We start from the raw sequence: 24427 nt of genomic DNA on the forward strand, positions 1-24427 counted from the left end.
CGTCAGACTCCTGGTTCCCGGCTCGCCGCCTGGGCGAGCACGCGGTAGGCGCGGTCGGCGACCGGCTTGTCCACCATCCGGCCCTCGAACAGCACGGCCCCCTCGCCGCGGGCGAGCCCTTCTTCGTAGACGGCGACGAGGCTGCGGGCGTGCGCCAGCTCGCGCTCGGACGCACCGAACGCGGCGTTGAGCACGGGGACCTGGGCCGGGTGCACGCAGGTCGCCCCGGCGAACCCCAGGGCGCGGGAGCGCGCCACCATGGCGCGATACGCCTCGCCGTCCGCAACGCCCGCGACGCTGGCGAGCACGCCCAACGGCAGGATGCCGGCGGCCCGCGCAGCGTGCAGCCCCAGCATCTTGGCCACGTACAGTGCGTCCGCGCTCGGCTGCGCATCGAGATCGGTGGCGAGGTCTTCGCCGCCCACGGCGAGCCCAACCATGCGCGCATCGGCCCGCGCGATGGCGTTGACGTGCTCCAGCGCCGCCGCCGACTCCACGAGGGCGAGAAAGCGCGTATGGCCTGCGGGCAAACCGACTTCGATCTCACGGGCGGTGACGAGCTCGGCCAGCAGGCGCACGTGCTCCGGCCCCATCACCTTGGGCAGCACCAGGGCGGCCACGGCCGGGTCGACGGCGGCGGCAATATCCTGCACCGCCAGGTCGAGCTCGCGGTTGATGCGCACCAGCACGTCGGCGCCTTCGCGCCCGACCGCACGCGCGGCCGCTGCCAGGCCCTGCCGGGCGGCGGGTTTGTCGGCGGGCCCCACGGCATCCTCCAGGTCGAGGATGATCGCGTCCGCGCCGCGCGTGTGCGCCTTGGCCACGAAGCGCTCGGCATGCGCCGGGCAGAACAGCAGCGAGCGCCAGACCGGAAGACGGGCTCCGCTCATGGCGCGTCCTCGATCTCGAGCGTGCATTGCGCCGCGAGCGCCCCCTGCTCGTCGCTGGCCCAGGCCTGCAGCGTGCCGCCGACGACTTCCGAGCCGCCCACGACGAGCGTACCGCCCACGAACAGCGGCTTCGACAGCCGCGCGCTGAGCCCCGTCAGGCGACGGCCGCCGAGCCGTTTGACGGCTTCGTCGATCACCAGGTGCACGGTCAGCGCGCCGTTCATCACGCAGCCCGGGTAGCCCTCCTCGCGCCGCGCATAGTCCGCGTCGTAGTGGATGCGATGGCCGTTCCAGGTCAACGCGCTGTAGCGAAACACGAGCACCGGGTCCATGACATAGCTCGCCTGCCATGCCGCCTTCGGCGCTTCGGTCGCGGCCGCCGCCGCGGCTTGCCCCGCCGCGGGGGCATCCCGATACACGACCTGCTGGTGCTCCACGACGGCCGGACGATCGCCCACGCTGATCGTGTGGCGCACCGTCACGAACACCAGCACCCCGCTGCGGCCGTTCTTCTGCTCGATCGCCACGATTTCCGAGCGCTTGCTGGCGCGGTCGCTCACGCGCAGTTCGCCGGGAAAGCCGACCCGGCGTCCGACGAACATGCGTCTGGGCAAGGGAATGGGCGGCAGGAAATCGCCTTTCTTCGGATGCCCGTCATGGCCGATCTGCGAACGGCGCGCGTTCGGCGTGAAGAACATCGAGTACCAGTGCGGCGGCAGCACGCTGCCGCGCTCGTAGGCGGAGGGGTCCTGGTCGAGCATGGCGGCCATGCGCCGCGCCGCGCTGAGGCCGATCTCGTCGTCCACCTCGGTATGGCGGCCGATCCAATCGGCGAACGCCACGGCGGCGTCGCCTTGCCAGGCTTGTGGTGATGCAGTCATTGCCGGCCTCCCGTCAGTATGAACGCGGCAGGCCGAGCACGTGCTGCGCGACGTTGGCCAGGATCAGGTTGGTCGAGACCGGCGCGATGCGCGCCAGGCGGGCCTCGCGCCACTTGCGCTCGACGTGGTACTCGCGAGCGAAGCCGAAGCCGCCGTGCGTCTGCATGCAGGCTTCCGCGGCGTTCCACAGGCACTCCGCGGCCAGGTAGCGCGCCATGTTCGCCTCCGCGCCGCACGCCAGGCCCGCGGCGAACAACGCGGTGGCCCGGCGCACCATGAGGTCGGCGGCCTCCATCTGGACATGCGCCTGCGCGATCGGGAACTGGATCGCCTGGTTCGCCCCGATGGGACGCTTGAACACCACGCGCTCCTTGGCATAGGCGGTGGCCTTGCGCACGAACCAGCGCGTCGAACCGATCGCCTCCGCGGCCGTGATCATGCGCTCCGCGTTCATGCCGTCGAGGATGTAGCGAAAGCCCGCGCCTTCCTCGCCGACCAACGCGTCGGCCGGCACTTGCAGGTCCTCGAAGAAGACTTCGGTGGCATGGTGATTGACCATCGCCTTGAGCGGGCGGATCGTCAGCCCCTTGCCCAGCGACTCGCGGATGTCGATGAGGAACGTGGACACGCCGTCCACTTTGTTCTTCACCTCGGCCGCCGGCGTGGTCCGCGCCAGCACGAGCATCAGGTCGGAATGCTGGGCCCGCGAGGTCCAGACCTTCTGGCCGTTGATGCGATAGCCGTTCGCGGTCCGCTCGGCCCGCGTCTTCAACTGGGTGGTATCCGAGCCCGTGGTCGGCTCCGTCACCCCGAAGGCCTGCAGGCGCAGCTCCCCGCTGGCGATGCCGGGCAGGTAGCGCTGCTTCTGTGCCTCGCTGCCATGGCGCAGCACCGTGCCCATGATGTACATCTGGGCATGGCCGGCGGCAGCGTGGCAGCCCGCGGCGCAGACCTCTTCCATGATCACCGCCGCGGCGCGCAGCGGCAGGCCCGATCCGCCGTACTCCTCGGGAATGAGAGCCGCGAGAAAGCCCGCTTCGGTCAGCGCCGCGATGAAATCCGTCGGGTAGCCCTCGCGTTCGTCCAGCTCTCGCCAGTACTCGTCGGGGAAGGCGGCGCAGACGCGGCGCACTGCGTCGCGGATGTCGGGGAAATCCTCGCCGAGTGTCAGCGAGATCGCAGCACTGTCGGCAGGCGTTTCGTTGGGAGATGTCATGTCGGTCTTGCGTTCGTGACGAAAGACCTCATGCTATCGGCATCCATCCCCGGTTTGGCTTTTGAACCTACATTCAAGACGAGATATCAGATGACTGATATCCGCCCGCCGGGCCTAGCCCGCGCTCTTGTTGATCGCGTACTCGGCCTGCGGATACTGTACCCGCGCGCGCTCGCCCGCGCCGGCGCGCTGAGGGAAATAGGTCTGGAAGGCTTCGAGCAGCAGCGCCTCCACCGACGCCTTCAACGCCTCGCGCTGCCAACTGTTCACGCCGATGCCCACGGCCAGAGGCTGGTCGCCGACGTCCACCGGCACCCGCGCGGCGATCACCGAGGAGCCCTGGGTGACCGCATCGACACTGTAGGCAAACCCGGTAGCGCGGATCTCGGCCATCTCCTGCAGCAATGCGCGGCCATCCACCGGCTGCGCGAAGTCCTCGTCCGTCGCGTTGACATTGCGCACGATGCGCAGCACCTGCTCGTCGCTCATCGTGCTGAGCAGCACCTTGCCGACCGCGGAGCGGCAGATCGGCCGCAGCAAGCCGGGTTTCAACCCGACCCGCGAGGAGCGCGCCGACACGATGTGTATGTACTGGGCATGCAGGCCGTTCTGCATCGCGAGCATCGCCACCTGACCCGAACGGTGGGCAAGCATTTCCATGAACTCGAGCAGGCTGCCCTGCGCCAGGACCCGCTCGTGCAGCCACAGCCCGAGAAAGCTCACGCGCAGCGTGGGCACGAAGGTGCGGGCGTGCCGATCGTGCAGCAGATAGCCCATGTCCCGCAGACCGTGCAGCAGCACCGACGTGCTCGACTGCGGATAGCCGAGCCGCTGGGCGACCTCGCCCACGGTGAGCGCGCGTTGCTCGACGGCAAAGAGTTCGAGCAGTTCCAGCGCGCGGTGCACCGAGCCCACCGACTTGCCATAGGGCTGTTCCAGCGCCACACGGGTGAGCGAGAGGCTTTGCTCGGGGTCCGGCGCGTCGAGATTATCCATGTGGCGATGACGGAAGATGGCACACCTGCCAGTGTAGCGAGCCCGTCGGCGTCATGCGAAGACGCGCTCTTGGCAATCGAGCCCGGCGAGGCGCTCGAACAAGGCCGCGGCATCGCCAACATGACCGCCATAGGCCAGCGCGTCCGAGAACTTGGCCCGCAGTTGCGTACGGTCCAGCGGGCGGCGGGCATGCCCCAGCGCCTGGTGCACCGGCTCGCCCTCGAGACGGCTGCCGTCGCGCAGGGTGACGAACACCTGGTCCGCATAGGCCGCCCCCGGCGTCTGCGGATCGTCCGCCGGGATCGGGATCACCGTCACCCGCTCGATCAGGCGCTGCACCCCGGGAGCCTGCACGCACGCGTCGCCGAGTTCGGCGAGCCCGGCACGCCCGTTGCACAGCGCGCTCGCCATCGCGAACTCGATGCTGAACTTGGCCGCGAGCCCCGTGGTCGGGCGATGGTTGCGCAATACCGTCGCGTGCTCCTGGCTCATGCGTACCTCGACCTGGGCCACCTGGTCCGCCTGTACGCCGTGCCGGACGCGCAGCGCGAGCATCCCGTCGAGCGCGCGGTGCGTGTAGTAGCACAGCGGATAGCGCTTCACGTTGGCCCGCCGGTCCGCGATCTGGAACGGCCGCCCGGCTGCGGCCGGCCGCTCGCGATCGACCCGGCCTTGCGGGGACACGGCCGCCAGGAAACCCTGCGGATGCTCCAGCGCGTCGGCGGACGCGGTGAAGCCGGCCTTCGCCAGGCGCGCCGCCAGCACACCGGCCTGGGCCGCGCGGCCGACATGAAAGGGCTTGGCCATGGCGCCGAAATTGGACATCACGCCCGCGCTCTGGCTGGCGCCCAGGCCCAGCGCGTGAGCGCACTGGCCGGCGTCGAGCCGCAACAGCACCGAGGCGGCCGCGCTCGCGCCGATGGCCCCGAAGATGCCCGTGGGGTGCCAGCCCTTGACGTGATGGATGTCGGTTTCTCGATCGACCAGATCGGCCCAGACCTCGTAGCCGGCCACGTAGGCGTCGAGCATGTCGGCGCCGCAAGCGCCCGTCTGCGCGCCCAGCGCCAGGATCGTCGAGACCAGCACCGCGCTCGGATGGCCGCGCAGCGCGACGTCGTCGTAGTCCAGCGCGTGCGCCGCGGTGCCGTTCAGCAGCGCGGCCGTCGATGCATCGGTGGCCTGCTCGCCGAAGAACAGGGGCGCACGCCCTGCCGGCAGGGGCCGCGACGCTTCGAGCAGCACCTGCACGGCGGGTTCGCGACGACCCGCAATGGTCGTGGCGCAAGTATCGATGAAGCCGGTGACGGCCGCCGCCCGCGCGTCGGCCGGCGCCCCCTCGCGACCGATCGCGGCGACGAAGGCCCCCAGCGTGCTCGTGAGCGGCGCCGGCATCATTCGGCCTTGATCCCGGCCTTGGAGACGATGTCGCGCCACTTGGCGATGTCGTCGCTGACCAGCTTGCCGAATTCCGCCGGCGACATCGGCATCGCTTCCACGCCCTGCTTCGCATAGGCCGTCCGGACGTCGGCGGTCTGCACGGCGTTGTTGAGGGCCTCGTTGAGTCGCTGCACGATCTCGTCGGGCGTTCCCGTCGGTGCAACGAGGCCGTTCCAGCCGGTCGCCTCGAAGCCCGGATAGACTTCGGCCACTGTCGGCACGTCGGGCAGCGCAGCGATACGGTGCGCGGTCATCACCGCGATCGGATGGACCTTCTTCGATGCGATCAGCGGCAGTGCGGGTTCGATGCTGCTGAAGGCCACGTTCACATGCCCGCCGAGCAGGTCCGTCAGCGCGGGCGCACTACCCTTGTAGGGCACGTGCATCATCTCGACCTGCGCCACCCGCTCGAGCATCTCGCCGCCCAGGTGCGCCGGACTGCCCTGGCCGTAGGACGCATACGCGATGTTGCCCGGCTTGGCGCGCGCCGCCGCGACGAGTTCCTCCACCGTGTTGTACTCGACCCGCTCGTTGCGGATGATGAGCAGCGGAACCTCGGCCACCATGCCGATCGGCGTGAACGCCTTCTCGGTATCGTATTGCGGGTTGTTCAGGCTGGGATTGATCGCGAACGCGCTGGCCACGTACAGCAGCGTGTAGCCGTCGGGCTCGGCACGCGCCACGTCGGCCGATGCCAGCATGGTGTTGGCGCCCGGCTTGTTCTCGATGATCACCGGCTTGCCGAGATCGGCCTCCAGCTTGGTACCCACAAGGCGTGCCAGATTGTCTGCGCCGCCGCCGGCCGGGTAGGGCACCACCAGGCGGATGGGCCTCTCGGGATATGCGCCCTTCGCTTGTGCCACAGGAATGAATGCGCCCACACTCAAGGCCGCGCAAAGTGCCGCGATAGCGTACCGTTTCACGTATCGTCTCCGTAGTCTGTCGTGGACCGAATGCTAGGGGACGATGCGCGAAGGCAAAAGCCCGGCCACGCATTCTTCAGCCTGCTGATATGTGCATAGCGGCCGCTGAAAAACGGGCTGCCATCCTTAACATGGCAGACCTTTCGCATCGAACGGACTATCGTCGCCATGAAGTTCCTGAGCTACCGAATCGGCGGCGCGCCCAGAATCGGCGTGCTGTACGGCGGGCGGATCGCCGATCTGACCGACGCCGCGGGCTGCCACGACCTGGGCGCTGCCTTGCGCCGGCTGGGTTCTGAACGCCTGTGCCAGCTTGCCGCGCAGAGCGAACCCGGCCCCCGACTGGACGAGATCGAAGCCTTCCGGCCCGTCGTCGCCGACCCCGAACGCATCGTTTGCGTGGGCCTGAACTACGACGAACACCGGGTCGAAGCGAACCGCGCCACCACGGCCCATCCGACAGTCTTTCTACGCCTGCCGTCCTCCCAGACAGGACACGGCGAGCCGATCGTCTGCCCTGCCGAAGCGCCCAACGGCCTCGACTTCGAGGGCGAGATCGCCATCGTCATCTCGCGGGCAGGCCGCAGGATTTCGGAGGATCAGGCCTGGTCCCACGTATTCGGCTACTCCGCCTACAACGACGCATCCGCCCGCGAATGGCAGGCGCACTCCACCCAATGGACGGCCGGCAAGAACTTCCCCGCCACCGGCGCATTCGGGCCCGTGCTCGCAACCGCGGACGAGTTCGATCCCGACACACCGATCCCGCTGGTCACACGGCTCAACGGCAAGGTGATGCAGCATGCCGACACCAGCATGATGCTGTTCTCCATACCGACGCTCATCGCCTACATATCCACCTTCACGGAACTCGTGCCCGGGGACGTCATTGTCTCGGGCACGCCGGGGGGCGTCGGATTCAAGCGCAACCCGCCGGTGCTGATGCAGGATGGAGATCTTGTGGAGGTGGAAGTCGGCGGTGTGGGGACATTGAGCAATGTCGTTCGGCGGGAGATTGCTTGAGCGCTGTCCGGGCGCGGCCCGGTTCGGGCCGGCGTATCCGTCAAGGCCGAGACAGCCCGCGCGCCTGTTCGCGCAGCAGGTACTTCTGTATCTTGCCCGTCGCCGTCTTCGGCAGTTCCCCGAAGACCACGGTGCGCGGAACCTTGAAGCCGGCGAGGCGCGCACGGCAGAAGTCGAGGATCGCGTTTGCATCCGCGTTCCGGCCGTCCTTGAGCGTCACGAAAGCGCAAGGCGTCTCGCCCCAAGTGGCGTCGGGCCGGGCCACCACGGCTGCCTCGAGAACGTCGGGATGTGCATACAGGACGTTCTCGACCTCGACGGTGGATACGTTCTCGCCGCCCGAGATCACGATGTCCTTGGCCCGGTCCTTGATGGCCACGTAGCCGTCCGGGTCCACGACGCCCAGATCGCCCGTGTGGAACCAGCCGCCGGCAAATGCCCGGGCCGTCGCATCCGGGTTGCGCAGATACCCTTTCATCACCGTATTCGCCTGCACCACGATCTCGCCGAGCGTGGCGCCGTCCCAGGGAACGTCCCGGAGTTTGTCATCGACGACGCGCACGCGCTCGACGTTGGCCTTGCGCACCCCCACGCGCGCCTTGAGCGCCGCGCGCTCGGCCAGCGGCAGCGCGTCCCAGTCGCGATGCCAGTCGCAGCTCATGGCCGGCCCGTAGGTTTCCGTCAGCCCGTACTGGTGCGCGACGCCGATGCCCAGCGTTTCCATCGACTGGATCACGGCGGCCGGCGGCGCCGCGCCGCCGGTGATCGCCAGAACGGCCTGGGGTGCGCGGCGCTGCAGCTCGCGCGGCGCGTTGATCAGCATGTTGAGCACCACGGGCGCGGCGCAGAAGAACTGCACGCCCTGGCCGGCGATGGCGTCGAAGACCGCCTTCGGCTCGACCTTGCGCAGGCAGACGCTCGTGCCGGCGATGGCCGCCAAGGTCCAGGGAAAGCTCCAGCCATTGCAGTGGAACATCGGCAGCGTCCACAGGTAGACGGCGTGCGCCGGCATGCCGCTCGCCAGCACGTTGCCCATGGCGTTCAGGTAGGCGCCGCGATGGTGATACAGGACACCCTTCGGGTCTCCCGTGGTTCCGGAGGTGTAGTTCAGGCAGATCGACTGCCATTCGTCCTCGGGCCAGACCCAGGGCGTGGCAGGGTCCGCGGTGCCCAGCCAAGCGTCGTAGCTCGCGTCCCCCAGCGCTCCATGCGGGCCGGCGAACCCGGCGTCCTCGATGCGTACCAGGTAGGGACGCCGCTGCACCCCGGCCAGGACCTCGGCGACCAAGTCCGCATACTCGCTGTCGAAGATGAGAACGCGGGCCTGGCCGTGATCCAGCATGAAGCCCAGGGCCGCCGCGTCCAGCCGGGTGTTCAGTGTATTTAGCACGGCGCCTGCCATCGGAACCCCGAAGTGCGCCTCGTACATGGCGGGCGTGTTCGGCGCGAGCACGGCCACGGTGTCGCCGGTTTGCACGCCACTGCCCCTGAGCGCCGCCGCCAGCCGGCAGCAGCGTGCATAGGTCTCGGCCCAGGTCTGTACCCGTGCGCCGTGGCGCAAGGCCGGATGCGCGGGATGAACCTGCGCCGCGCGCTGGAGAAACCCCAGCGGCGTGAGCGCAACGTGATTGGCTGCGTTCGGCGGCGGCTCCCACTGCCGGGCGGAATCCATGTGTCTCTCCTCCTGATGACCCGTGTCGTTCGAGCGCGGCCGTATTCGCGACATCCCGCGCGTGCCCGATATCCTCACGCGCATTCGATGAGCGCGTCAACCGCGATCGCGCCCTGGCCCTCGGCACGCACCCGCACGGGGTTGACGTCGATCGAGCGCAGACCGGGGCCGGCCGCCACGGCCGCCTTGGCCAGGTCGACCGCCAGCCGGGCCAGCGCGGCGGCATCGGCCGGCGCATCGCCGCGCAATCCGGCCAGGCGGCGGCCGATACGCAGCGTCACGACCTTGGCGAGCACCTCGGCCTCGTCGAAAGGCGGCAGGAGCACCGCCACATCGTCGAGCGATTCGACGTACTTGCCCCCGGCCCCGACCATCACGACAGGGCCGAACACCGGGTCCACATTCACGCCGACGGCGAACTCGTGCAGGGCAGGCACCATTCTGGCCACCAGCCAGCCGGCCGCGCCCACGCCGAGGTCATCGAGAACGCGGCGCTGCGCCGCCACGGCCGCCCGGATACCGGCTTCGTCGTCCAGCCCCAGGCCGACCAACCCGTGCTCGGACTTGTGCGGCACGTCGGCCGAGCAGGCTTTGACCGCCACGGCGCCGCCCAGCTCGCGCCATGCCGCGACCGCCGCGTCGGCATCCCCGCAGACGCGATGCTCGACGACCGCCACCCCCGCGTCGCGCAGCCAGCCCAGCGCCTGCGCTTCGGAAGACATGCCTTTTCGCACCGGCAGCCGCCCGGCGCTCCCGGCCGGCCAGGCGAGCGGCGGCCTGCGCCAGGCCCGCCGGAGCCAGGCGAGCGCGGACACGGCCTGCATCGCCTCCTGCTCCTGCGCGAAAACCGCGATACCTTCCTCGCGAAAGGCGCGCGCCACCGCGTCCTGCCATGCCACCACCACCAGCGGTCGCTGCATCTGCCGCGCGCTCGCGGCCGCGTCGCGTGCGAACGCCGCGACGTCGTAGCCACGGCCCGCCACCGGGATGTCGACCAGCAAGGTATCGGCAGCCGCATCGCCTGCAATGATGGGCAGCGCCTCGCCGAACAAGCCATTGTTCGAGAGCAGCGCCGCCGTGATGTCGACCGGGTTGTCCGTGGTCGCGAAACCGGGCAGGTGCCGGGCCAGCTCCCGCTGCGTACCCTGTGCCAGCGTTGGCACTTGCAGCCCTGCCGCCTCGGCCGCGTCGGAGGCCAGCACGCAACTCGCGCCCGAATTGCTCACGATCACCACGCGCTCGCCGCCCGGCAGGGGGCTGCGCAGCGCCAGCTCCGCGTATCGGGCCAGCTCCTGCGGATCGCGTGCGCGCAGGATGGCGTGGCGCTCGAAGAAGGCGTCGACGGCCCGATCCTCGCTCGCCAGGGCACCCGTGTGCGAGGCAGCCGCCCTGGCGCCCGCGCTCGAACGGCCGGCCTTGACGGCGATCAGGGGAATGCCGCGCTCCCTCGCCTTGGCCGCGGCACGCGCCAGCGGCCCGGCATCGGCGATCGATTCCAGATAGAGCAGCGCCACGCGGACTTCCGGGTCGTCCAGTACGGCCTCCGCCAGCTCAGCGACCGTGACGTCGGCTTCGTTGCCCGTGGCATGAACGTGACGCACGCCCATGCCGCGCTGCCGGAGCAGACCGTACATCATGGCACTCATGCCGCCCGACTGGCTCAGCACGGCGACCGGGCCATCCGCGGGCTCGACTTCCAGGAACATCGTGGAGAACGAGGTGATCGCCCCATTGCCGAAGTTCGCCAGCCCCTGCGAATTCGGACCGACGATGCGCATCCCGGCCGCCCGCGCGCGGCGAGTCATGGCATCCTGCAGGATACGGCCGTGCGCGCCGGTTTCCGAGAATCCCGCTGCGATGACAATCGCCGCACCCACGCCCATGGCGGCGCAGGCGTCGGTGGCGCGCACGGCCTCGTCCCCCGCTACCGCAATGATGGCAAGCTCGGGCACCTCGGGCAGATCACCGAGCGAGCGCCAGGCGCGTTCGCCCTGCACGCTCTCGCGCTGCGGGTTGATGGGAAACACCCGCCCCCGGTACCCGTGCCGGCGCATATAGTGGATCGGCCTGCCGCCGATCTTGTCCGGGTTGTCGGAAGCCCCGACGATCGCGATCGAGGCGGGCGACAGCAGCTTGGCCAGGCTGGCCTGCGGCACGTTCATTTCGGTTCTCTCCTGGAATGAGTCGCTCCCGCCCGAAGGCGGGAGCTTGCTCGCCACTACATGGGGGGGCGCCTGCGGCGCCAGGATGGGCTCGGACCCGTGGTCAATTGACGGTGGCGCCGGAAGATTTCACGACATCGGCCCATTTCTCCACCTCGTCGCCCACGAACGCTCCAAAGTCCGCCGGCGACATCCAGGTCGCGGCAAAGCCTTGCGCGGCGAACTGCTTGCGCACCTCGGGACGGTCGAGCACCGCACGCACGGCATCGTTCAGGCGCTCGACGACGGGTTCCGGCGTCTTCGCCGGAAGCAACAGGCCGTTCCAGGCCAGCGCCTCGTAGCCCTCGAGCCCGGACTCGGCCAGCGTGGGCACGTCGGGCGCCGCCGGTGAGCGCTGCGCGCTCGTCACCGCCAGCGCCTTCAGCTTGCCGGAGGCCACATAGGGCATGGCCGAGAGCATGGTGTCGAACATCAGGTCCGCCTGCCCGCCCATGACGTCGGTAAGCGCCGGCGCACTGCCGCGATAGGGCACGTGCGTCATCCTGGTGCCGGCCTTGGCGTTGAAGAGCTCGGCCGACAGATGCGTCGACTGCCCGTTGCCCGACGAGGCGAAGGTCAGTTCGCCGGGCTTCTCCTTGGCGAGCGCGATCAGCTCCGCGGGGCTGGCCACCGGCAAGTCGGGCCGTGCGACGACGACCAGCGGCCCCTGGGTCAGCAAGGAGACCGGCGCAAAGGTCTTGCGCACGTCGTACGAGAGATCGGGAAAGAGCGACATATTGATGGCATGCGCCGTCGTCGCCATCAATAGCGTGTAGCCGTCGGGGGCGGCACGAGCCACCAGGTCGGCCCCGATATTGCCGCCGGCGCCGGATCGGTTGTCGACCAATACCGTCTGCCCGAGCTCATCGCCCAGACCCTGGGCGACGACGCGCGCCACGATGTCGGTCGGGCCGCCGGGCGTGTAGGGTACGACCAGGGTGATCGGCCGTTCCGGCCAGGCCGCCGCGGCGGCAGTCGTGGTGAATGCCAGGCAAAGGGCGGCCGCCAGCCGCCCTCGTTGAAAGGGTCGCTGCATGTCTGTCTCCTCAGTGTGGTTGTTGATGGCGTACGAACCCGAGCCTCAGGGCGGAGCCGTCGCCTCGAATCGCCATAACCGCGTACCGTCGACTTCCCACGGTCTGGCTGTCACGGTATCGCCGATGCCGATATCGGCATCGGCGTGGCCCATCATCGTCGGGCCCTCGTCCAGCCGCACCAGGACGAGCGTGTAGGGCCGCCGCGCCGCCCAGTGCGCATCAGGCGCGCGGTGCACGGTGCTGCGGGCTCGCACCTGTCCTCTACCGCCGCTGGAGACTACGCGCAGCGCGGTGGCGCCGCAAACCCCGCAGGCGTAGGGAGACAGCGCCCAGAACGCGCCGCACTGGGCGCATTGGTGCAAACGGATGGCATCCACGTTTCCGGCCTCCATCTCAAGCCTCCTGCGCCTGCAGCAACAGGCTGACGTGCGCCGACAGCACGCCGCCGTCCGCATGAACCTGCGCACAGGCGCGCCGGCCGGCCTGCCGCTCGCCGGCCCGGCCGGCGAGTTGCCGCCAGGCTTCGGCGACGTGCGCCATGCCGCCCGCTACGCCCGAGTGGCCGAAGGACAGCAGGCCGCCATGCGTGTTCAGGGCCAGCCTGCCCTGGGGATCGAAGGCGCCTTCCCGCAGCAGGCGCGCGGCCTGGCCGCGCGGCGCATGCCCCAGCTCCTCGAGCAGCATCACCAGCGTGATGGTGAACGAGTCGTAGATGCCGAGGTAGTCCACCCGCTCCGGGGTGATGCCCGCCTGCGCGTAGGCGCGCGCCGCGGCGTCGGCCGCCCCCGTGCGCATCACGTCCGGCATGGCCGACAAATGCTGGTGGCGATGCGCCTGCCCCGCCCCGATCAACCGTACCGGCCCCGGCTCGGCGCTCAAGAGGATCGCGACGGCGCCATCGGAGATCGGGCAACAATCCAGCAGGCGCAACGGCGTGGCGATGGGCTTGGACGCCATCACCTGCGCCAGGGTGACCGGCTCGCGCAGATGGGCGTCCGGATGGGCCGACGCATGGCGGCGCATCAGCACGGCGAACTCGGCCAGGTCCGCAGGCGTGGTGCCGGTGCGTTCCAGATACTCCGAGGCGAGCAGCGCATAGTAGGCAGGCACGCTCGCGCCATTGGGTACCTCGGTCAGCGGGTCGCCCACCTGCGCCAGCGTCTGCACCGACGTATCCACCGCCTGACCGGACAAGCGATTCTCGCCCGCCACGACCAGCACGTGGCGACAGCGTCCGGATCGGATCAGATCGCCCGCCAGCATGACCATCGCCGCGCCCGTCGCCCCTCCCATCTGGATGCCGTGCGCGTACGCGGGCTGCATGCCGAGCTTCTCGGCGAGCAGCGTGGCCGGCATCAAGTGCGGATAGGTGGTCGCATAGCCGCACAACAGACCGTCCACGTCGCAGCGGGGAACGGCCACATCGGCCAGTGCCTCGTTCGCTGCCTGGGCCATCAAGTCCAGCGCGGACGAACCGTCGAGTCGGCCAAAGCGGGTCGTGGCGACGCCGAGCAGGTGGGGACATGCCGTCGAAGCGCTCATGCCGGCATCCAGGCGTGCTCGATATCGCGGGCCTCGCGGGCCAGCGCTTCGGCAAGTTCGGACTCGCGTCCCTCGATGCGCTCGGTGAGCGCGGCAATACTGAGCGCCGCGATCGGGCGGCGATCCGGTCCGCGGACGGCCACGCCCAGCCCGCCCATTTTCTCGACCACCACATCCAGCAACATGACGTGCCCGCGCCGGTGCGCCAGCGCCAGTTCCTCGTCCAGCCGGGCCGGGCTGTAGCGCGGATAGCGCCGCAGCAGCTCGGCGTCGACGGCCTGGCGGATCGCCGCCACTTCTTCGGAGGCCATGTCCGCGAGCAGGGCCAGGCTGCCTGCGCCCACCCCCAGCGGCCGCCGGCTGCCCACGTCCAGATAGTTGGCGCGGATCGGGTAGTCGCCGAAGCAAAGATCCACGCAGATCGACTCGCAACCGGTAGGCACCGACAGGATCACCGTGTCGCCGAACCGGCGCGACAGGCGGATCAGGCTGGCCCGCGCCGCATCGCGCACGGATATGCCATGCACCATCGCATGGTGCATGGCGTACACCTGCGGCCCCAGCACATACACCTTGCTGACCGGGTCTCGCTCCACGAAACCCTCGCCCTCGAGCTCCTTCAGGATGCGCAGCGCCGTCGACCGATCCAGCCCCGTTCGATCGGCGATATCGGTCAGCCGGTTCACGCGAGGATCGGACAGCACCGCCAGGATGCGGCAGGTCTTTTGCGTAGCGGTAAGCGACGAAGCAGTGTGTCGGGACATGGATCCGGCCTTGGGCGCTGAAGCTGCGGCCAACCTTAAGAGGGCAGGTCGACAAGGGTAAAGTTGCGCCGCAACAAACTTTCGCCAGACGAAATTCCATCTACGCCCACACCCCTGTCCCGCGGGCAGGCCGGCTTCTGCGTGCCGGGCAGCCGAAGGACCTGGCTCAGGCTACGCCGCTTGCCAGCTCCCTGATGTCCCGCGCCAGCGCATCCACCCACACCGGATCGGCGTCCCAGGCAAACATGAAGCGCGCCCCGCCGCCAATGAAGGTGTAGAACCCCCAACCCTTGGCGGTGAGGCCCTGCAGCACCTCGACGGGCGCACGCAGGAACACCCCATTGGCCTGGACCGGGAACATCAACTCGACGCCTGCTAGCCCCCGTACCTGCGCGGCCAGCCGCGCGGCGCATGCATTTGCGTGCCTGGCATGTCGCAGCCAAGCGCCGGACGCCAGCAGCCCCACCCACGGCGCCGACAGGAATCGCATCTTGGAGGCGAGCTGGCCGGCCTGCTTGCAGCGATAGTCGAAATCCTCGGCCAAGGCCCGATCGAAGAAGACCACCGCTTCTCCCACGGCCATCCCGTTCTTTGTGCCACCAAAGCAGAGAACATCGACGCCGGCGCGCCAGGTCAGGTCCGCAGGCGCGCAGCCCAGCGTCGCGCATGCGTGCGCAAAGCGCGACCCATCCATGTGCAGCTTCAGCCCCAGCTCCCGGCACACCGCAGCGATGGCCCGCGTTTGCTCGAGCGAATACACCAGCCCGGTCTCGGTGGGCTGCGTGATCGTCACCACGCGCGGCTTGGGGAAGTGAATATCGCTGCGGCTGCACGCCAGCGCGCGTATCGCCTGCGGCGTCAGCTTGCCGTCGGGCGCCGACGCCACCAGCAGCTTGGAGCCGTTGGAGAAGAATTCCGGCGCGCCGCACTCGTCGGTTTCCACATGCGAGAGCGACGAGCAGATCACGCTGTGATACGACTGGCAGAGCGCCGCCAGCGCAAGCGAGTTCGCCGCCGTCCCGTTGAACGCGAAGAACACCTCGCAGTCGGTCTCGAACAAGCTGCGCAGCGCATCCGACGCGCGCTGCGTCCAGAGGTCGTTACCGTAGGCCGGCGCATGGCCTTGATTGGCCTCCAGCATGCTGGCCCAGGCTTCCGGGCAGATGCCTGCGTAGTTGTCGCTGGCGAATTGCTGGGCGGGATAGGGATCGGATGCGGCCATGCGGGTTCCTTGTGTGCAGGTTCGTCGGGCACCCGGGAAGCGCTGGCTCGTGGCGGGAAACCGTTGGTTGCAGGCAGGCCACATCCTCCGGGATCGGAGATACCACCTTGCTCGGTTGCAGGTTGGCGTCGGCGCAGGGGCGCGGACTCTGGATGCGAGGGTTACTTTAGCACCGGCGTGGTGCGATGGGCGGGTTTGCGGGGTGGATCGTCTGCGCTTGCGCGAGGGCACGGATGACCGCTCTTGCGAGTCGCGGTCTGCGACGGTTCATCCCCGCATGCGCGGGGAACACTGACGCGCTTTTCATCGAGTACGCCCAGCACTACGGTTCATCCCCGCATGCGCGGGGAACACGCTACCGCGCTGCGATCAGTGCCCGCGCAGCGTCGTAGGATACGTTGCTGTTGCTCAACGGCTGCCATCCGACGGCATGAACGAACAATTGCGTGAGCACCTTCAGCGCGGTCTCGTCGTCGATGAATCGTTCAGGAAAATCGCCGCCCTTGGCGGTCCAGTTGTAGCAGGTGTACTCGAGCATCGAACATAGCGCGGACGCTGCCAGTTCGGTGTCGATACCGGGGCTGTAGCCCTGCCGCTGCGCGAGCTGAATCATCGTCGACAGCCCACGGATGCCTTGCTGGCGCACGCTGCGCCAGGCCCGTGCGAACTGCTGGTCGACCATCGACATCTGGAATGCGGCCGTGGCAATGGGCCAGTCCTCCCGATAGATCTTCCAGAAAGCCGCCAAGCGGCTGGTCAGATTCTCCAGCGGGTCCTCGGTGTCGGCCGGCCGGTTCACCTCCTGCTTGAGCCGTTGGCGGAACTCCTCCAGGAGTTCATGCAGCAGCGCCTCCTTGCTCCTGAAGTAGAGATAGAACGCGCCGGGGGAACGCTCGGCCTGCGCCATGATGTCCGCGATCTTCACCGCGGCAAACCCGTCGATCGCGATCGCCCGCTTGGCTGCCTGCTTCACCGCTTCGCGGGTGGCGTCGCCTTTGTGCCTGGCGCGCTTGCGCACTGGGGAAGGAGAATCAACGTCCATACCAATTCCTGGATTCAGTTTTACCCAGATTATGCCTGCGTCGGCGCATTCAGACGCATATTTCCTTCCATGGACAGGAGACATCGACACCTAGGGTTTCCCATAACTAAATCATAATTTACTTTTACGTGCGACGAGCGTCTAATCATTCCTCGTGAGAAGAACTGTCCTCCGACAACAAGCCACTCTGGCTAGGAAGACATGAAGGAACTATGGTCTGTGGCGTGCTCCCGCAGGTTTCGAAGAGGCTCGACGAGTTGGGCCACGTCAACGCGAAAACGCGTCGCCAGGCATATGAACCGTAATTCAGATTTGTTAGCCGGTCATACCGGACGCTTGGGGAGGCATCCGGTCGAGTCCGCTCATCGCCCGGCGATGCCCCCGATCAAGCAGGAACCACCACGAGAAAGGAGACACAATGACCATGCACCGGCGCGATTTCATCCGAGGAACGTTGGCCGCGGGCCTGTTTTGCAGCGCGGGCATCGAACGGCTGGCTCACGCCAGAGAGGCTGCCTGGCCGAGCCACCCGGTGCGCTTCGTGGTCCCCTTCGCGCCGGGCGGCGGTGCCGACATCGCCACTCGGCTCATGACCGAACAGCTTCGTGCTGCCTGGGGCGGCGTGACGGCCATCGTCGACAACAAGCCCGGGGCCAACACCATTCTCGCGGCGAACGCCGTGCTGAATGCGCCACGCGACGGCAGCACCTTCCTCGCCACCATCTCGCTGACGACGCAACTGCCCTATCTGCTGCCGCAGGAGAAGGTTCCGTTCGACCCGAGCAGCGACTTCGTCCCGGTGGCCGCGATCACGACTGAGCAACTGGTGCTCGTCACCAACCCCGGCTCGGGTGTGAAGAGCTTCGGCGAGCTGGTGGAGGCCGCGCGCAAGCAACCGGGAAAGTTCGCCTTCGGTTCCTACGGCATCGGCTCCAACTCGCATCTCGTGCTGGTGGAAATCAACAAGGCCGCAGGCGTCGAGATGATCCATGTGCCCTACAAGGGCACGGCACCCGCGGTGCAGGCTGCCTTGTCCGGGGAAGTCGCGATCGCACTGTCGAATCTGGGCACAGTCAGGCAGTACATCGAAGCCGGACGCCTGGTGCCGCTCGCGGTGACGGGAGACAAGCGCTACCGCTTCGTGCCGGACGTGCCGACCCTCGCGGAAGTCGGGGTGCCGGGCTTCGAGACGCCGGCCTGGATCGGCGTGTTCGCGGCCAAGGGCGTGCCGACGCCGATCATCGAGAAACTGGGCAGCGACATCCAGGCCGCGGTGCAGACGCCGGAACTGGTGGCCAAATTGAACGACTTCGGCCAGGAGGCCGGACGCATGACCACCCCGGAATTCCAGGCGTTGGTCAAGCGCGACAGCGAGAACGCGGGCCGGATGATCGGCGCCGCCGGCGTGCACCTGCAATGAGGCGAGACGCTGCATGACACCCATCCGCAGCAAGGACACGAACGCATGATGCTGACTCAGGCAGTGCGTCGCGCCGCAACGATTCGGCCTCATGGCCTGGCCATCGCCAGCGGCGGCGAACGACGCACCTGGCGCGTGACCGCCGGCCGTATCGCGGCCCTGGCCGGAGCGCTGCGAACGATGGGCGCAGGGCCCGGCGTCCAGGTCGCCACGCTGGCCCAGAACTCGCCTCGCCACTTCGAGCTGCTGCTGGCCGCGTGGTGGGCCGGGTCCGTACTGGTGCCGCTCAACACGCGTCTGGCGTTCGAGGAGATACGCTACATCCTCGAGCATTCCGCAGCGCGGCTGCTGGTGACCGACGAGCACTTCGCGCACGTGGCGGCCCGCGCGTCCGACGAGCTTGCCGGCCTGCGCGACACACTGGTGCTCGACGATGCCGGCTATGCGCGGGCCTGCGCGCACGCACCGCTGGACGACGCCTGCGGCGAGCTGGAGACCCTGGCGGGCATCTTCTACACCGGCGGGACCACAGGCCGGCCCAAGGGCGTCGAACTGACGCACCGCAACTTCGCCTTCGCCGCGACGAACATGCAGCGCGACCTGCTGCATGGGCCGGCGTCGGTCTATCTGCATGCCGCGCCCCTCTTTCATCTGGCCGACTTCGGCATCGGCATGGGCGTGACCATGGGGGCGGGGGGGCACAGCTTTCTCGCGAAGTTCAGCACGGCGGCGTTCTACGAGCGGCTGACGAGCGACGGCGTGACACATCTGCAGCTCGTGCCGACCATGCTGGCCGCGGTGCTCGATGCGCCGGAGCGTGACGACCGCTTGCTCGCGCAGGTCCGCTCCGTCTCTTATGGCGCCGCGCCCGTCTCGCAGGCGCTGCTCGCGCGACTGCTCCAGGCCTTTCCCCATGCTCGGATCCAGCAGTTCTACGGCATGACCGAGTCCTGCGGCGCCAGCGTGATGCTGCCCGCCGAACGCCACACTCTCGAAGGCCCGCTCGCCGGCAAGCTCGACTCGGTGGGCCAGCCCATCGCCGGCTTCGAGATCCGCATCGCCGCCCCCGGCACCGACCAGCCACTCGAAGCCGGGCAGATCGGCGAGATCCAGGTACGCGGCGCCACCGTGATGCGCGGCTACTGGAAGTCCCCGGAGCAGACGGCGGCCGCGTTGGCGGGCGGCTGGCTCCGCTCGGGCGACGCCGGCCGCATGGATGAGGAAGGCTTCATCCAGGTCGTGGACCGCCTCAAGGACATGATCATCAGCGGCGGCGAGAACATCTACTGCGCCGAAGTCGAGAACGTGCTGGCCTCGCATCCCGGCGTCGCCGAGTGCGCGGTCATCGGCCTGCCGGACGACCACTGGGGCGAGCGGGTGCATGCCGTCGTCGTTGCGCGCGAAGGCCAGGCTATCGACGCCGCCGAACTCGATGCGTACTGCCGCGCGCGCATCGCCGGCTACAAGGCGCCCCGCAGCTACGACATCCGGGGCATCCCGCTGCCGCTTTCGGCGGTCGGCAAGGTGCAGAAGAACCTGCTGCGCGAGCAATGGTTGGCACAAAGGACGAACGCATGAACGACGACATCCTCACCCTGCCCCGCCGCGTGTTCTCGCCCGAGCATGACGCGTTCCGTGACCAGGTGCGCCGCTTCGTGGCGCAGGAGATCGCGCCCCACCACCAGGCATGGGAACGCGCCGGCGTGGTGCCGCGCGAACTGTGGCGCAAGGCGGGCGACATGGGCCTGCTCTGCCCCACGGCGCCCGAGCCATGGGGCGGCGCCGGCGGCGACTACCTCTACAGCGCCGTGGTGCTCGAGGAGCTGGCCTACGCGCATGCGCCCGGCCCCGGTTTCGCCATCCACTCCGAGATGGCGGTGCCCTACCTGGTCAACTTCGGCTCCGACGCGCAGAAGGACGCGTGGCTGCCGAACCTGGTGAGCGGTCGCAGCATCGCGGGCATCGCCATGACGGAGCCGTCGGCCGGCAGCGACCTGCACGCCATGCAGGCGCAGGCCCGGCGCGACGGCGAGGGCTTTCGCCTGTCGGGGCAGAAGGTATTCATCTCCAACGGGCAACTCGCTGATCTCTTCATCGTCGCGGCCAGGATCGCGGGCGACGAGGCGATCTCGCTGTTCCTGGTGGACGCCGCCCTGCCCGGCGTGCGGCGCGGCCGCAATCTGGACAAGCTCGGCCATCACGCGCAGGACACCTCCGAGATCTTCTTCGACGACGTCGCCCTGCCGGCCGGCGCCCTGCTGGGCGAGCAGGGCCAGGGCTTTCGCTACCTGATGAAGGGTCTCGCACGCGAACGCCTGACCATCTGCGTGAGCTGCCAGGCGCGCGCCGAAGCCGTGCTGCGCGACACCGTCGCCTACGCCGCCGATCGCAAAGTCTTCGGTCAGCCGCTGAGCGAGCTGCAGAACACCCGCTTTGTGCTCGGCGCGGTCAAGGCCGATCTGATCGCCGGCCGCGCGCTGGTCGACCGTCTGCTCCAGGAATACGTCGACGGTGCGCTCGACGCCTCGAGCGCGGCGGCCGCCAAGCTGTGGGTGTCCGAGGCCCTGGGCCGCGCGGCCGACACCTGCCTGCAGGTGCACGGCGGCTGGGGCTACATGACCGAATACCCGGTTTCGCGCGTGTACGCCGACGCGCGCGTGGAGCGCATCGCCGGCGGCAGCTCCGAAATCATGAAGGAAATCATCGCGCGCACCCTCTGGCCGCGCCGCTGAGTTCCGTTCGCACGACTCGATACGACAAGGAAGGCCATCTTGGAAGCATTCATCTACGACGCGTTGCGCACTCCCCGCGGCCGCGGCAAGCCCAACGGAGCCCTGCACACGGTTTCGCCGCTGGAACTGGGCGCCACCGTGCTGCGTGCCCTGCCCGAGCGTGGCGGATTCGATCCCACGGCCGTGGACGAAGTCATCTTCGGCTGCGTGGAAGCGGTGGACGACCAGGGCGCCAACCTGGCCCGCTCGGCCGTGCTCGAAGCCGGATGGGGAGACAAGGTCCCGGGCTTCATGGTGGCGCGCTTCTGCGGCTCGGCATTGGACGCGGTCAACGCCGCGGCCGCCAAGGTCATGAGCGGGCAGGCCGGGTGCGTGGTCGCCGGCGGCGTGGAGATGAACTCGCTCGTGCCGATGCTGGTGGGCACCGGCGGGCCGTCCGTGAGCGATGTCTTCTTCAACGATCGCGTCATGCAGACGCCGCAAGGCGTGGCCGCCGATCTGATCGCCACGCTGGAGGGGTTCTCGCGGGCTGACGTCGATGCCTTTGCCGCAGCATCCCACCAGCGCGCCGCGCAGGCGCAGGCCGCCGGCGCGTTCGAGCGCTCGCTGGTGGCGGTCCACGATCGCCTGGGGGAGACCCTGCTCGAGTGCGACGAACTGGTGCGCGCCGACACTACGCCGCAGAGCCTGGGCAAGCTGGCCGCCTCCTTCGTCGAAAGCGGCGAAAAAATGGGCTTCGACGCCACCGTGCGCCTGCGCTATCCGCAGGTCGATCGCATCGACCACGTCCACCACGCCGGCAACTCGTCGGGCATCGCCGACGGCGCTTCCGCCGTGCTGGTCGGCGATCGCGCTGCCGCCGGCACCCTGGGCTTGCGGCCGCGGGCGCGCATCATCGCCACCGCCAGCGCCGCCGACGACCCCTGCATCATGCTTACCGCCACCGTGCCCGCGGCGCGGCGATGCCTGGCCCGAGCCGGGCTGACGGTGAACGACATCGACCTCTTCGAGGTGAACGAGGCCTTCGCCGCCGTGCCGCTGCACTTCATGCGCCACCTCGGCGTGCCGCACGACCGGATCAACGTCGCCGGCGGCGCGATCGCGCTCGGCCACCCGGTGGGCGCCACCGGCGGCATGCTGGTCGGTACCGCGCTGGACGAACTGGAGCGGCGCGATCTCGAGCGCGCGCTCATCGTGATGTGCACCGGCCTCGGCATGGCCGTGGCCACCCTCATCGAGCGCGTCTGAAGCCGCTCCCGAATACAGCCATAGAGAAGCCAGTACCGTGATCGACTATTCCACCGACGCCGAGGGCGTCGCCTACATCGTCTGGAACAACCCCGACGGCCCCGTCAACATCAAGAACGCCGCGTCGATGGCGGCTTTCGTGGCCGCGGTCGACCGCGCCATCGCCGACCCTGCCGTCAAGGGTGCGGTGATCGGCTCGGCCAAGCGCGACTTTCTGGCCGGCGGCGACATCGACGCCGTCTACGCCGCCCGCACGCCGCAGGCGGCGATCGCCAACGTGCGCGAGGTCGGCGCCTGCCTGCGGCGCATGGAGCGCAGCGGCAAGCCGTTCGTCGCTGCGCTCAACGGTTCGGCGCTGGGCGGCGGCCTGGAGGTGGCGCTGGCCTGCCATCATCGCGTGGCCGCCGAGGACGCTCGCCTGCGCCTGGGCCTGCCCGAATCCACGCTGGGTCTGATCCCGGGCGCGGGCGGCACTCAGCGCCTGCCGCGCCTGATCGGCATCAAGGCCGCCACCCGCATGATGCAGGACGGCAAGCCGGTGGACGTGGCCGCCGCGCGCGCGCTCGGCCTGGTTGACGCAGTCGTGCCTGCCGAGAACCTGCTGGAAGCCGCGCGCCGTTGGGTGCTCGAGCACCCCGAGGCGCGGCAACCCTGGGACGTCAAGGGCTTTCGCTACCGGGATTTCGAACCGCAGTCGCGCGAGGGTCGGTGGTTCTTCTTCTATGCCTGGCCGGCGCTGCGCCGCAAGTCGCCGCCCGAGGATCTCGCCCCGGGCGCCCTGCTGCATGTGCTGGCCCAGGGGCTGGAGCGCGGCATCGACGCGGGGCTGGCCATCGAGTCGCGCTACTTTGGCCTGGTCGCGGCATCCCCGTCGGCCAAGAACCGCATCCGCACACAGTTCATTGCCGCCGGCGCCGCCCGGAAGCAGACGCGCCGGCCGGCCGGCGAGCCCGCCTTCGAGCCGCGACGCGTGGGCGTGGTGGGCGCCGGCCTGATGGGCGGCGGCATCGCCCTGGTCTGCGCCCGGGCCGGCCTGGAGACGGTGCTCATCGACGCGGACGACGAAGCCGCCGCGCGCGGCAAGGCGCGCATCGCCAAGACCCTCGACGGCGCGCTCCAGCGCGGCCTGATGGACGCGAACTCGCGCGACGAGATTCTGCAACGCATCCATCCCGGCGCCGACATGGCCGCGCTGGCCGGCTGCGAGCTGGTCGTCGAGGCCGTGGTCGAATCCGCCGGGATCAAGGGCGAGGTGTTCGCACGCATCGCGCAGGCGGCCGGCCCACAGGCCATCATCGCGTCGAACACCTCCACCCTGTCCATCACATCGCTCGCCGCGCCGCTGGCCGATCCCGGGCGCTTCATCGGGTTGCACTTCTTCGCTCCCGTGGACCGGATGGCGCTGGTCGAGGTGATCCTGGGCCGCGACACCTCGCCGCGCACGCACGCCCAGGCGCTCGACTTCCTCAAGCGCCTGGGCAAGACCCCTATCGTGGTCAACGACGGGCCGGGCTTCTACACCTCGCGGGTGGTCGGCGCCTATACCCGCGAGGCGCTCACCATGCTGCATGAAGGCGTATCCCCCGCGCTCATCGACAACGCCGCACTGGCCGCGGGCATGCCCATCGGCCCGCTCGCGATGGCCGATCTCACATCCTACGACCTGCTGGCCGACATCATCGGCAGCCTCGCGCGCGAGGGACGCGGCACCGCGCGCGAGTCGATGCCTGCCCTGCGGGCCGCGCAGCGCCTGGTCGCCGCGGGTCGGGTCGGACGCAAGGGCGCGGGCGGGGTCTACGACTACCCCGGGTCAGGCAAGGCGCTCTGGCCAGGGCTGGATGGTCTCTTCCCTCCGCTGAAGGAACAGCCCGCCGTGGAGGCGGTGGTGCAACGCCTGTTGCATGTGCAGTCGCTCGAGACCCTCCACGCGATGGATGAAGGCATCACGCAGGACCCGCTGGAGATCGACCTCGCCTCGGTGCTGGGCTGGAGCTATCCGGCCTGGCGCGGCGGGGTGCTGGCCCATGTCGACGACGTCGGCCTCGCCGAGTTCGTCCGCCAGTGCGAGGGTCTGGCCGCTCGCCACGGCGAGCGTTTCGTCCCGCCCCCGTCGCTGCGCGAGCGCGCCGCCGCCGGCGCCACCTTCCACGCGCACTGACGCGCCCGACCACGAGGACGCCC

20 protein-coding genes are annotated in these 24427 nt (G+C 69.1%); 6 read left to right on the plus strand and 14 right to left on the minus strand.

The window, feature by feature from the left end:
- Positions 1-2: 2 nt before the first annotated feature.
- The 6 genes from FOZ76_RS00850 to FOZ76_RS00875 all read right to left on the minus strand — a co-directional run bounded on the left by FOZ76_RS00850 (position 3) and on the right by FOZ76_RS00875 (position 6283).
- On the minus strand, positions 3-890 hold the full coding sequence (locus FOZ76_RS00850; protein WP_143946229.1) for an HpcH/HpaI aldolase/citrate lyase family protein: 888 nt from the start codon (positions 888-890) through the stop codon (positions 3-5).
- Entirely contained in the window at positions 887-1771 is an 885-nt protein-coding gene (locus FOZ76_RS00855) for an HTD2 family dehydratase (protein ID WP_143946230.1), read from the minus strand. The genes FOZ76_RS00850 and FOZ76_RS00855 overlap by 4 nt, the downstream gene beginning before the upstream one ends.
- Positions 1772-1784: 13 nt before the next feature.
- The gene (locus tag FOZ76_RS00860) at positions 1785-2987 is read right to left on the minus strand and encodes an acyl-CoA dehydrogenase family protein (protein ID WP_143946231.1); all 1203 of its coding nucleotides are present in this window, start codon (positions 2985-2987) and stop codon (positions 1785-1787) included.
- A gap of 114 nt (positions 2988-3101) precedes the next feature.
- Positions 3102-3983: an IclR family transcriptional regulator gene (locus FOZ76_RS00865; RefSeq protein WP_143946232.1), complete on the minus strand. Its 882-nt coding sequence runs from the start codon at positions 3981-3983 to the stop codon at positions 3102-3104.
- Positions 3984-4034: 51 nt separating this feature from the next.
- Entirely contained in the window at positions 4035-5378 is a 1344-nt protein-coding gene (locus FOZ76_RS00870; RefSeq protein ID WP_143946233.1) for an MmgE/PrpD family protein, read from the minus strand.
- The gene (locus tag FOZ76_RS00875; protein WP_246129236.1) at positions 5375-6283 is read right to left on the minus strand and encodes a tripartite tricarboxylate transporter substrate binding protein; all 909 of its coding nucleotides are present in this window, start codon (positions 6281-6283) and stop codon (positions 5375-5377) included. Before FOZ76_RS00875 ends, FOZ76_RS00870 begins: the two co-directional genes overlap by 4 nt.
- Positions 6284-6511: 228 nt before the next feature.
- On the opposite strand from FOZ76_RS00875, the gene FOZ76_RS00880 reads away from it, so the two are divergent.
- Positions 6512-7366 (plus strand): fumarylacetoacetate hydrolase family protein, encoded by an 855-nt coding sequence (locus FOZ76_RS00880; protein WP_143946235.1) that lies wholly within the window; start codon positions 6512-6514, stop codon positions 7364-7366.
- A 40-nt stretch (positions 7367-7406) separates the two neighbouring features.
- Here the strand turns inward: FOZ76_RS00880 and FOZ76_RS00885 are convergent, their stop codons facing one another.
- The 8 genes from FOZ76_RS00885 to FOZ76_RS00920 all read right to left on the minus strand — a co-directional run bounded on the left by FOZ76_RS00885 (position 7407) and on the right by FOZ76_RS00920 (position 16846).
- A complete protein-coding gene (locus FOZ76_RS00885; protein ID WP_143946236.1) occupies positions 7407-9038 on the minus strand; it encodes an AMP-binding protein in 1632 nt (543 codons plus the stop codon).
- Between the two features lie 74 nt (positions 9039-9112).
- Positions 9113-11200, minus strand: coding sequence for an acetate--CoA ligase family protein (locus tag FOZ76_RS00890; RefSeq protein ID WP_143946237.1), 2088 nt, complete (start codon positions 11198-11200; stop codon positions 9113-9115).
- Positions 11201-11303: 103 nt separating this feature from the next.
- A complete protein-coding gene (locus tag FOZ76_RS00895; protein WP_143946238.1) occupies positions 11304-12275 on the minus strand; it encodes a tripartite tricarboxylate transporter substrate binding protein in 972 nt (323 codons plus the stop codon).
- A gap of 45 nt (positions 12276-12320) precedes the next feature.
- Positions 12321-12668: a Zn-ribbon domain-containing OB-fold protein gene (locus tag FOZ76_RS00900; RefSeq protein ID WP_143946239.1), complete on the minus strand. Its 348-nt coding sequence runs from the start codon at positions 12666-12668 to the stop codon at positions 12321-12323.
- Position 12669: 1 nt separating this feature from the next.
- Entirely contained in the window at positions 12670-13818 is a 1149-nt protein-coding gene (locus tag FOZ76_RS00905) for a thiolase family protein (RefSeq protein WP_143946240.1), read from the minus strand.
- Complete coding sequence (locus tag FOZ76_RS00910) at positions 13815-14582, minus strand: IclR family transcriptional regulator (RefSeq protein ID WP_143946241.1); 768 nt, start codon at positions 14580-14582, stop codon at positions 13815-13817. The genes FOZ76_RS00905 and FOZ76_RS00910 overlap by 4 nt, the downstream gene beginning before the upstream one ends.
- A 166-nt stretch (positions 14583-14748) precedes the next feature.
- A complete protein-coding gene (locus FOZ76_RS00915) occupies positions 14749-15804 on the minus strand; it encodes a threonine aldolase family protein (RefSeq protein ID WP_143946242.1) in 1056 nt (351 codons plus the stop codon).
- A gap of 355 nt (positions 15805-16159) precedes the next feature.
- Positions 16160-16846 carry a TetR/AcrR family transcriptional regulator gene (locus FOZ76_RS00920; protein ID WP_170235242.1) on the minus strand — a complete coding sequence of 229 codons (687 nt, stop codon included), beginning with the start codon at positions 16844-16846 and terminating at the stop codon, positions 16160-16162.
- A 418-nt stretch (positions 16847-17264) separates the two neighbouring features.
- Between FOZ76_RS00920 and FOZ76_RS00925 the strand changes: the two genes are divergently transcribed.
- The 5 genes from FOZ76_RS00925 to FOZ76_RS00945 are packed head-to-tail and all read left to right on the plus strand — an operon-like array spanning position 17265 to position 24404.
- Complete coding sequence (locus FOZ76_RS00925; protein WP_143946244.1) at positions 17265-18266, plus strand: Bug family tripartite tricarboxylate transporter substrate binding protein; 1002 nt, start codon at positions 17265-17267, stop codon at positions 18264-18266.
- Positions 18267-18311: 45 nt separating this feature from the next.
- Positions 18312-19844, plus strand: a complete 1533-nt coding sequence (locus FOZ76_RS00930) for a class I adenylate-forming enzyme family protein (protein ID WP_143946245.1) — start codon at positions 18312-18314, stop codon at positions 19842-19844.
- Positions 19841-20998 carry an acyl-CoA dehydrogenase family protein gene (locus FOZ76_RS00935; protein ID WP_143946246.1) on the plus strand — a complete coding sequence of 386 codons (1158 nt, stop codon included), beginning with the start codon at positions 19841-19843 and terminating at the stop codon, positions 20996-20998. The genes FOZ76_RS00930 and FOZ76_RS00935 overlap by 4 nt, the downstream gene beginning before the upstream one ends.
- A 39-nt stretch (positions 20999-21037) precedes the next feature.
- A complete protein-coding gene (locus FOZ76_RS00940) occupies positions 21038-22246 on the plus strand; it encodes an acetyl-CoA C-acetyltransferase (protein WP_342781853.1) in 1209 nt (402 codons plus the stop codon).
- Positions 22247-22283: 37 nt separating this feature from the next.
- Entirely contained in the window at positions 22284-24404 is a 2121-nt protein-coding gene (locus tag FOZ76_RS00945) for a 3-hydroxyacyl-CoA dehydrogenase NAD-binding domain-containing protein (RefSeq protein WP_143946248.1), read from the plus strand.
- The last annotated feature ends 23 nt before the right edge of the window (positions 24405-24427 follow it).

Origin of the sequence: Verticiella sediminum (genome assembly GCF_007558815.1) — a bacterium.
Taxonomy (GTDB): Bacteria; Pseudomonadota; Gammaproteobacteria; order Burkholderiales; family Burkholderiaceae_B; genus Verticiella; species Verticiella sediminum.

Coding starts and splice junctions, on each gene's coding strand:
- FOZ76_RS00850 (WP_143946229.1), bottom strand. CDS start 890: ATGAGCGGAGCCCGTCTTCCGGTCTGGCGCTCGCTGCTGTTCTGCCCG.
- FOZ76_RS00855 (WP_143946230.1), bottom strand. CDS start 1,771: ATGACTGCATCACCACAAGCCTGGCAAGGCGACGCCGCCGTGGCGTTC.
- FOZ76_RS00860 (WP_143946231.1), bottom strand. CDS start 2,987: ATGACATCTCCCAACGAAACGCCTGCCGACAGTGCTGCGATCTCGCTG.
- FOZ76_RS00865 (WP_143946232.1), bottom strand. CDS start 3,983: ATGGATAATCTCGACGCGCCGGACCCCGAGCAAAGCCTCTCGCTCACC.
- FOZ76_RS00870 (WP_143946233.1), bottom strand. CDS start 5,378: ATGATGCCGGCGCCGCTCACGAGCACGCTGGGGGCCTTCGTCGCCGCG.
- FOZ76_RS00880 (WP_143946235.1), top strand. CDS start 6,512: ATGAAGTTCCTGAGCTACCGAATCGGCGGCGCGCCCAGAATCGGCGTG.
- FOZ76_RS00885 (WP_143946236.1), bottom strand. CDS start 9,038: ATGGATTCCGCCCGGCAGTGGGAGCCGCCGCCGAACGCAGCCAATCAC.
- FOZ76_RS00890 (WP_143946237.1), bottom strand. CDS start 11,200: ATGAACGTGCCGCAGGCCAGCCTGGCCAAGCTGCTGTCGCCCGCCTCG.
- FOZ76_RS00895 (WP_143946238.1), bottom strand. CDS start 12,275: ATGCAGCGACCCTTTCAACGAGGGCGGCTGGCGGCCGCCCTTTGCCTG.
- FOZ76_RS00900 (WP_143946239.1), bottom strand. CDS start 12,668: ATGGAGGCCGGAAACGTGGATGCCATCCGTTTGCACCAATGCGCCCAG.
- FOZ76_RS00905 (WP_143946240.1), bottom strand. CDS start 13,818: ATGAGCGCTTCGACGGCATGTCCCCACCTGCTCGGCGTCGCCACGACC.
- FOZ76_RS00910 (WP_143946241.1), bottom strand. CDS start 14,582: ATGTCCCGACACACTGCTTCGTCGCTTACCGCTACGCAAAAGACCTGC.
- FOZ76_RS00915 (WP_143946242.1), bottom strand. CDS start 15,804: ATGGCCGCATCCGATCCCTATCCCGCCCAGCAATTCGCCAGCGACAAC.
- FOZ76_RS00920 (WP_170235242.1), bottom strand. CDS start 16,846: ATGGACGTTGATTCTCCTTCCCCAGTGCGCAAGCGCGCCAGGCACAAA.
- FOZ76_RS00925 (WP_143946244.1), top strand. CDS start 17,265: ATGACCATGCACCGGCGCGATTTCATCCGAGGAACGTTGGCCGCGGGC.
- FOZ76_RS00930 (WP_143946245.1), top strand. CDS start 18,312: ATGATGCTGACTCAGGCAGTGCGTCGCGCCGCAACGATTCGGCCTCAT.
- FOZ76_RS00935 (WP_143946246.1), top strand. CDS start 19,841: ATGAACGACGACATCCTCACCCTGCCCCGCCGCGTGTTCTCGCCCGAG.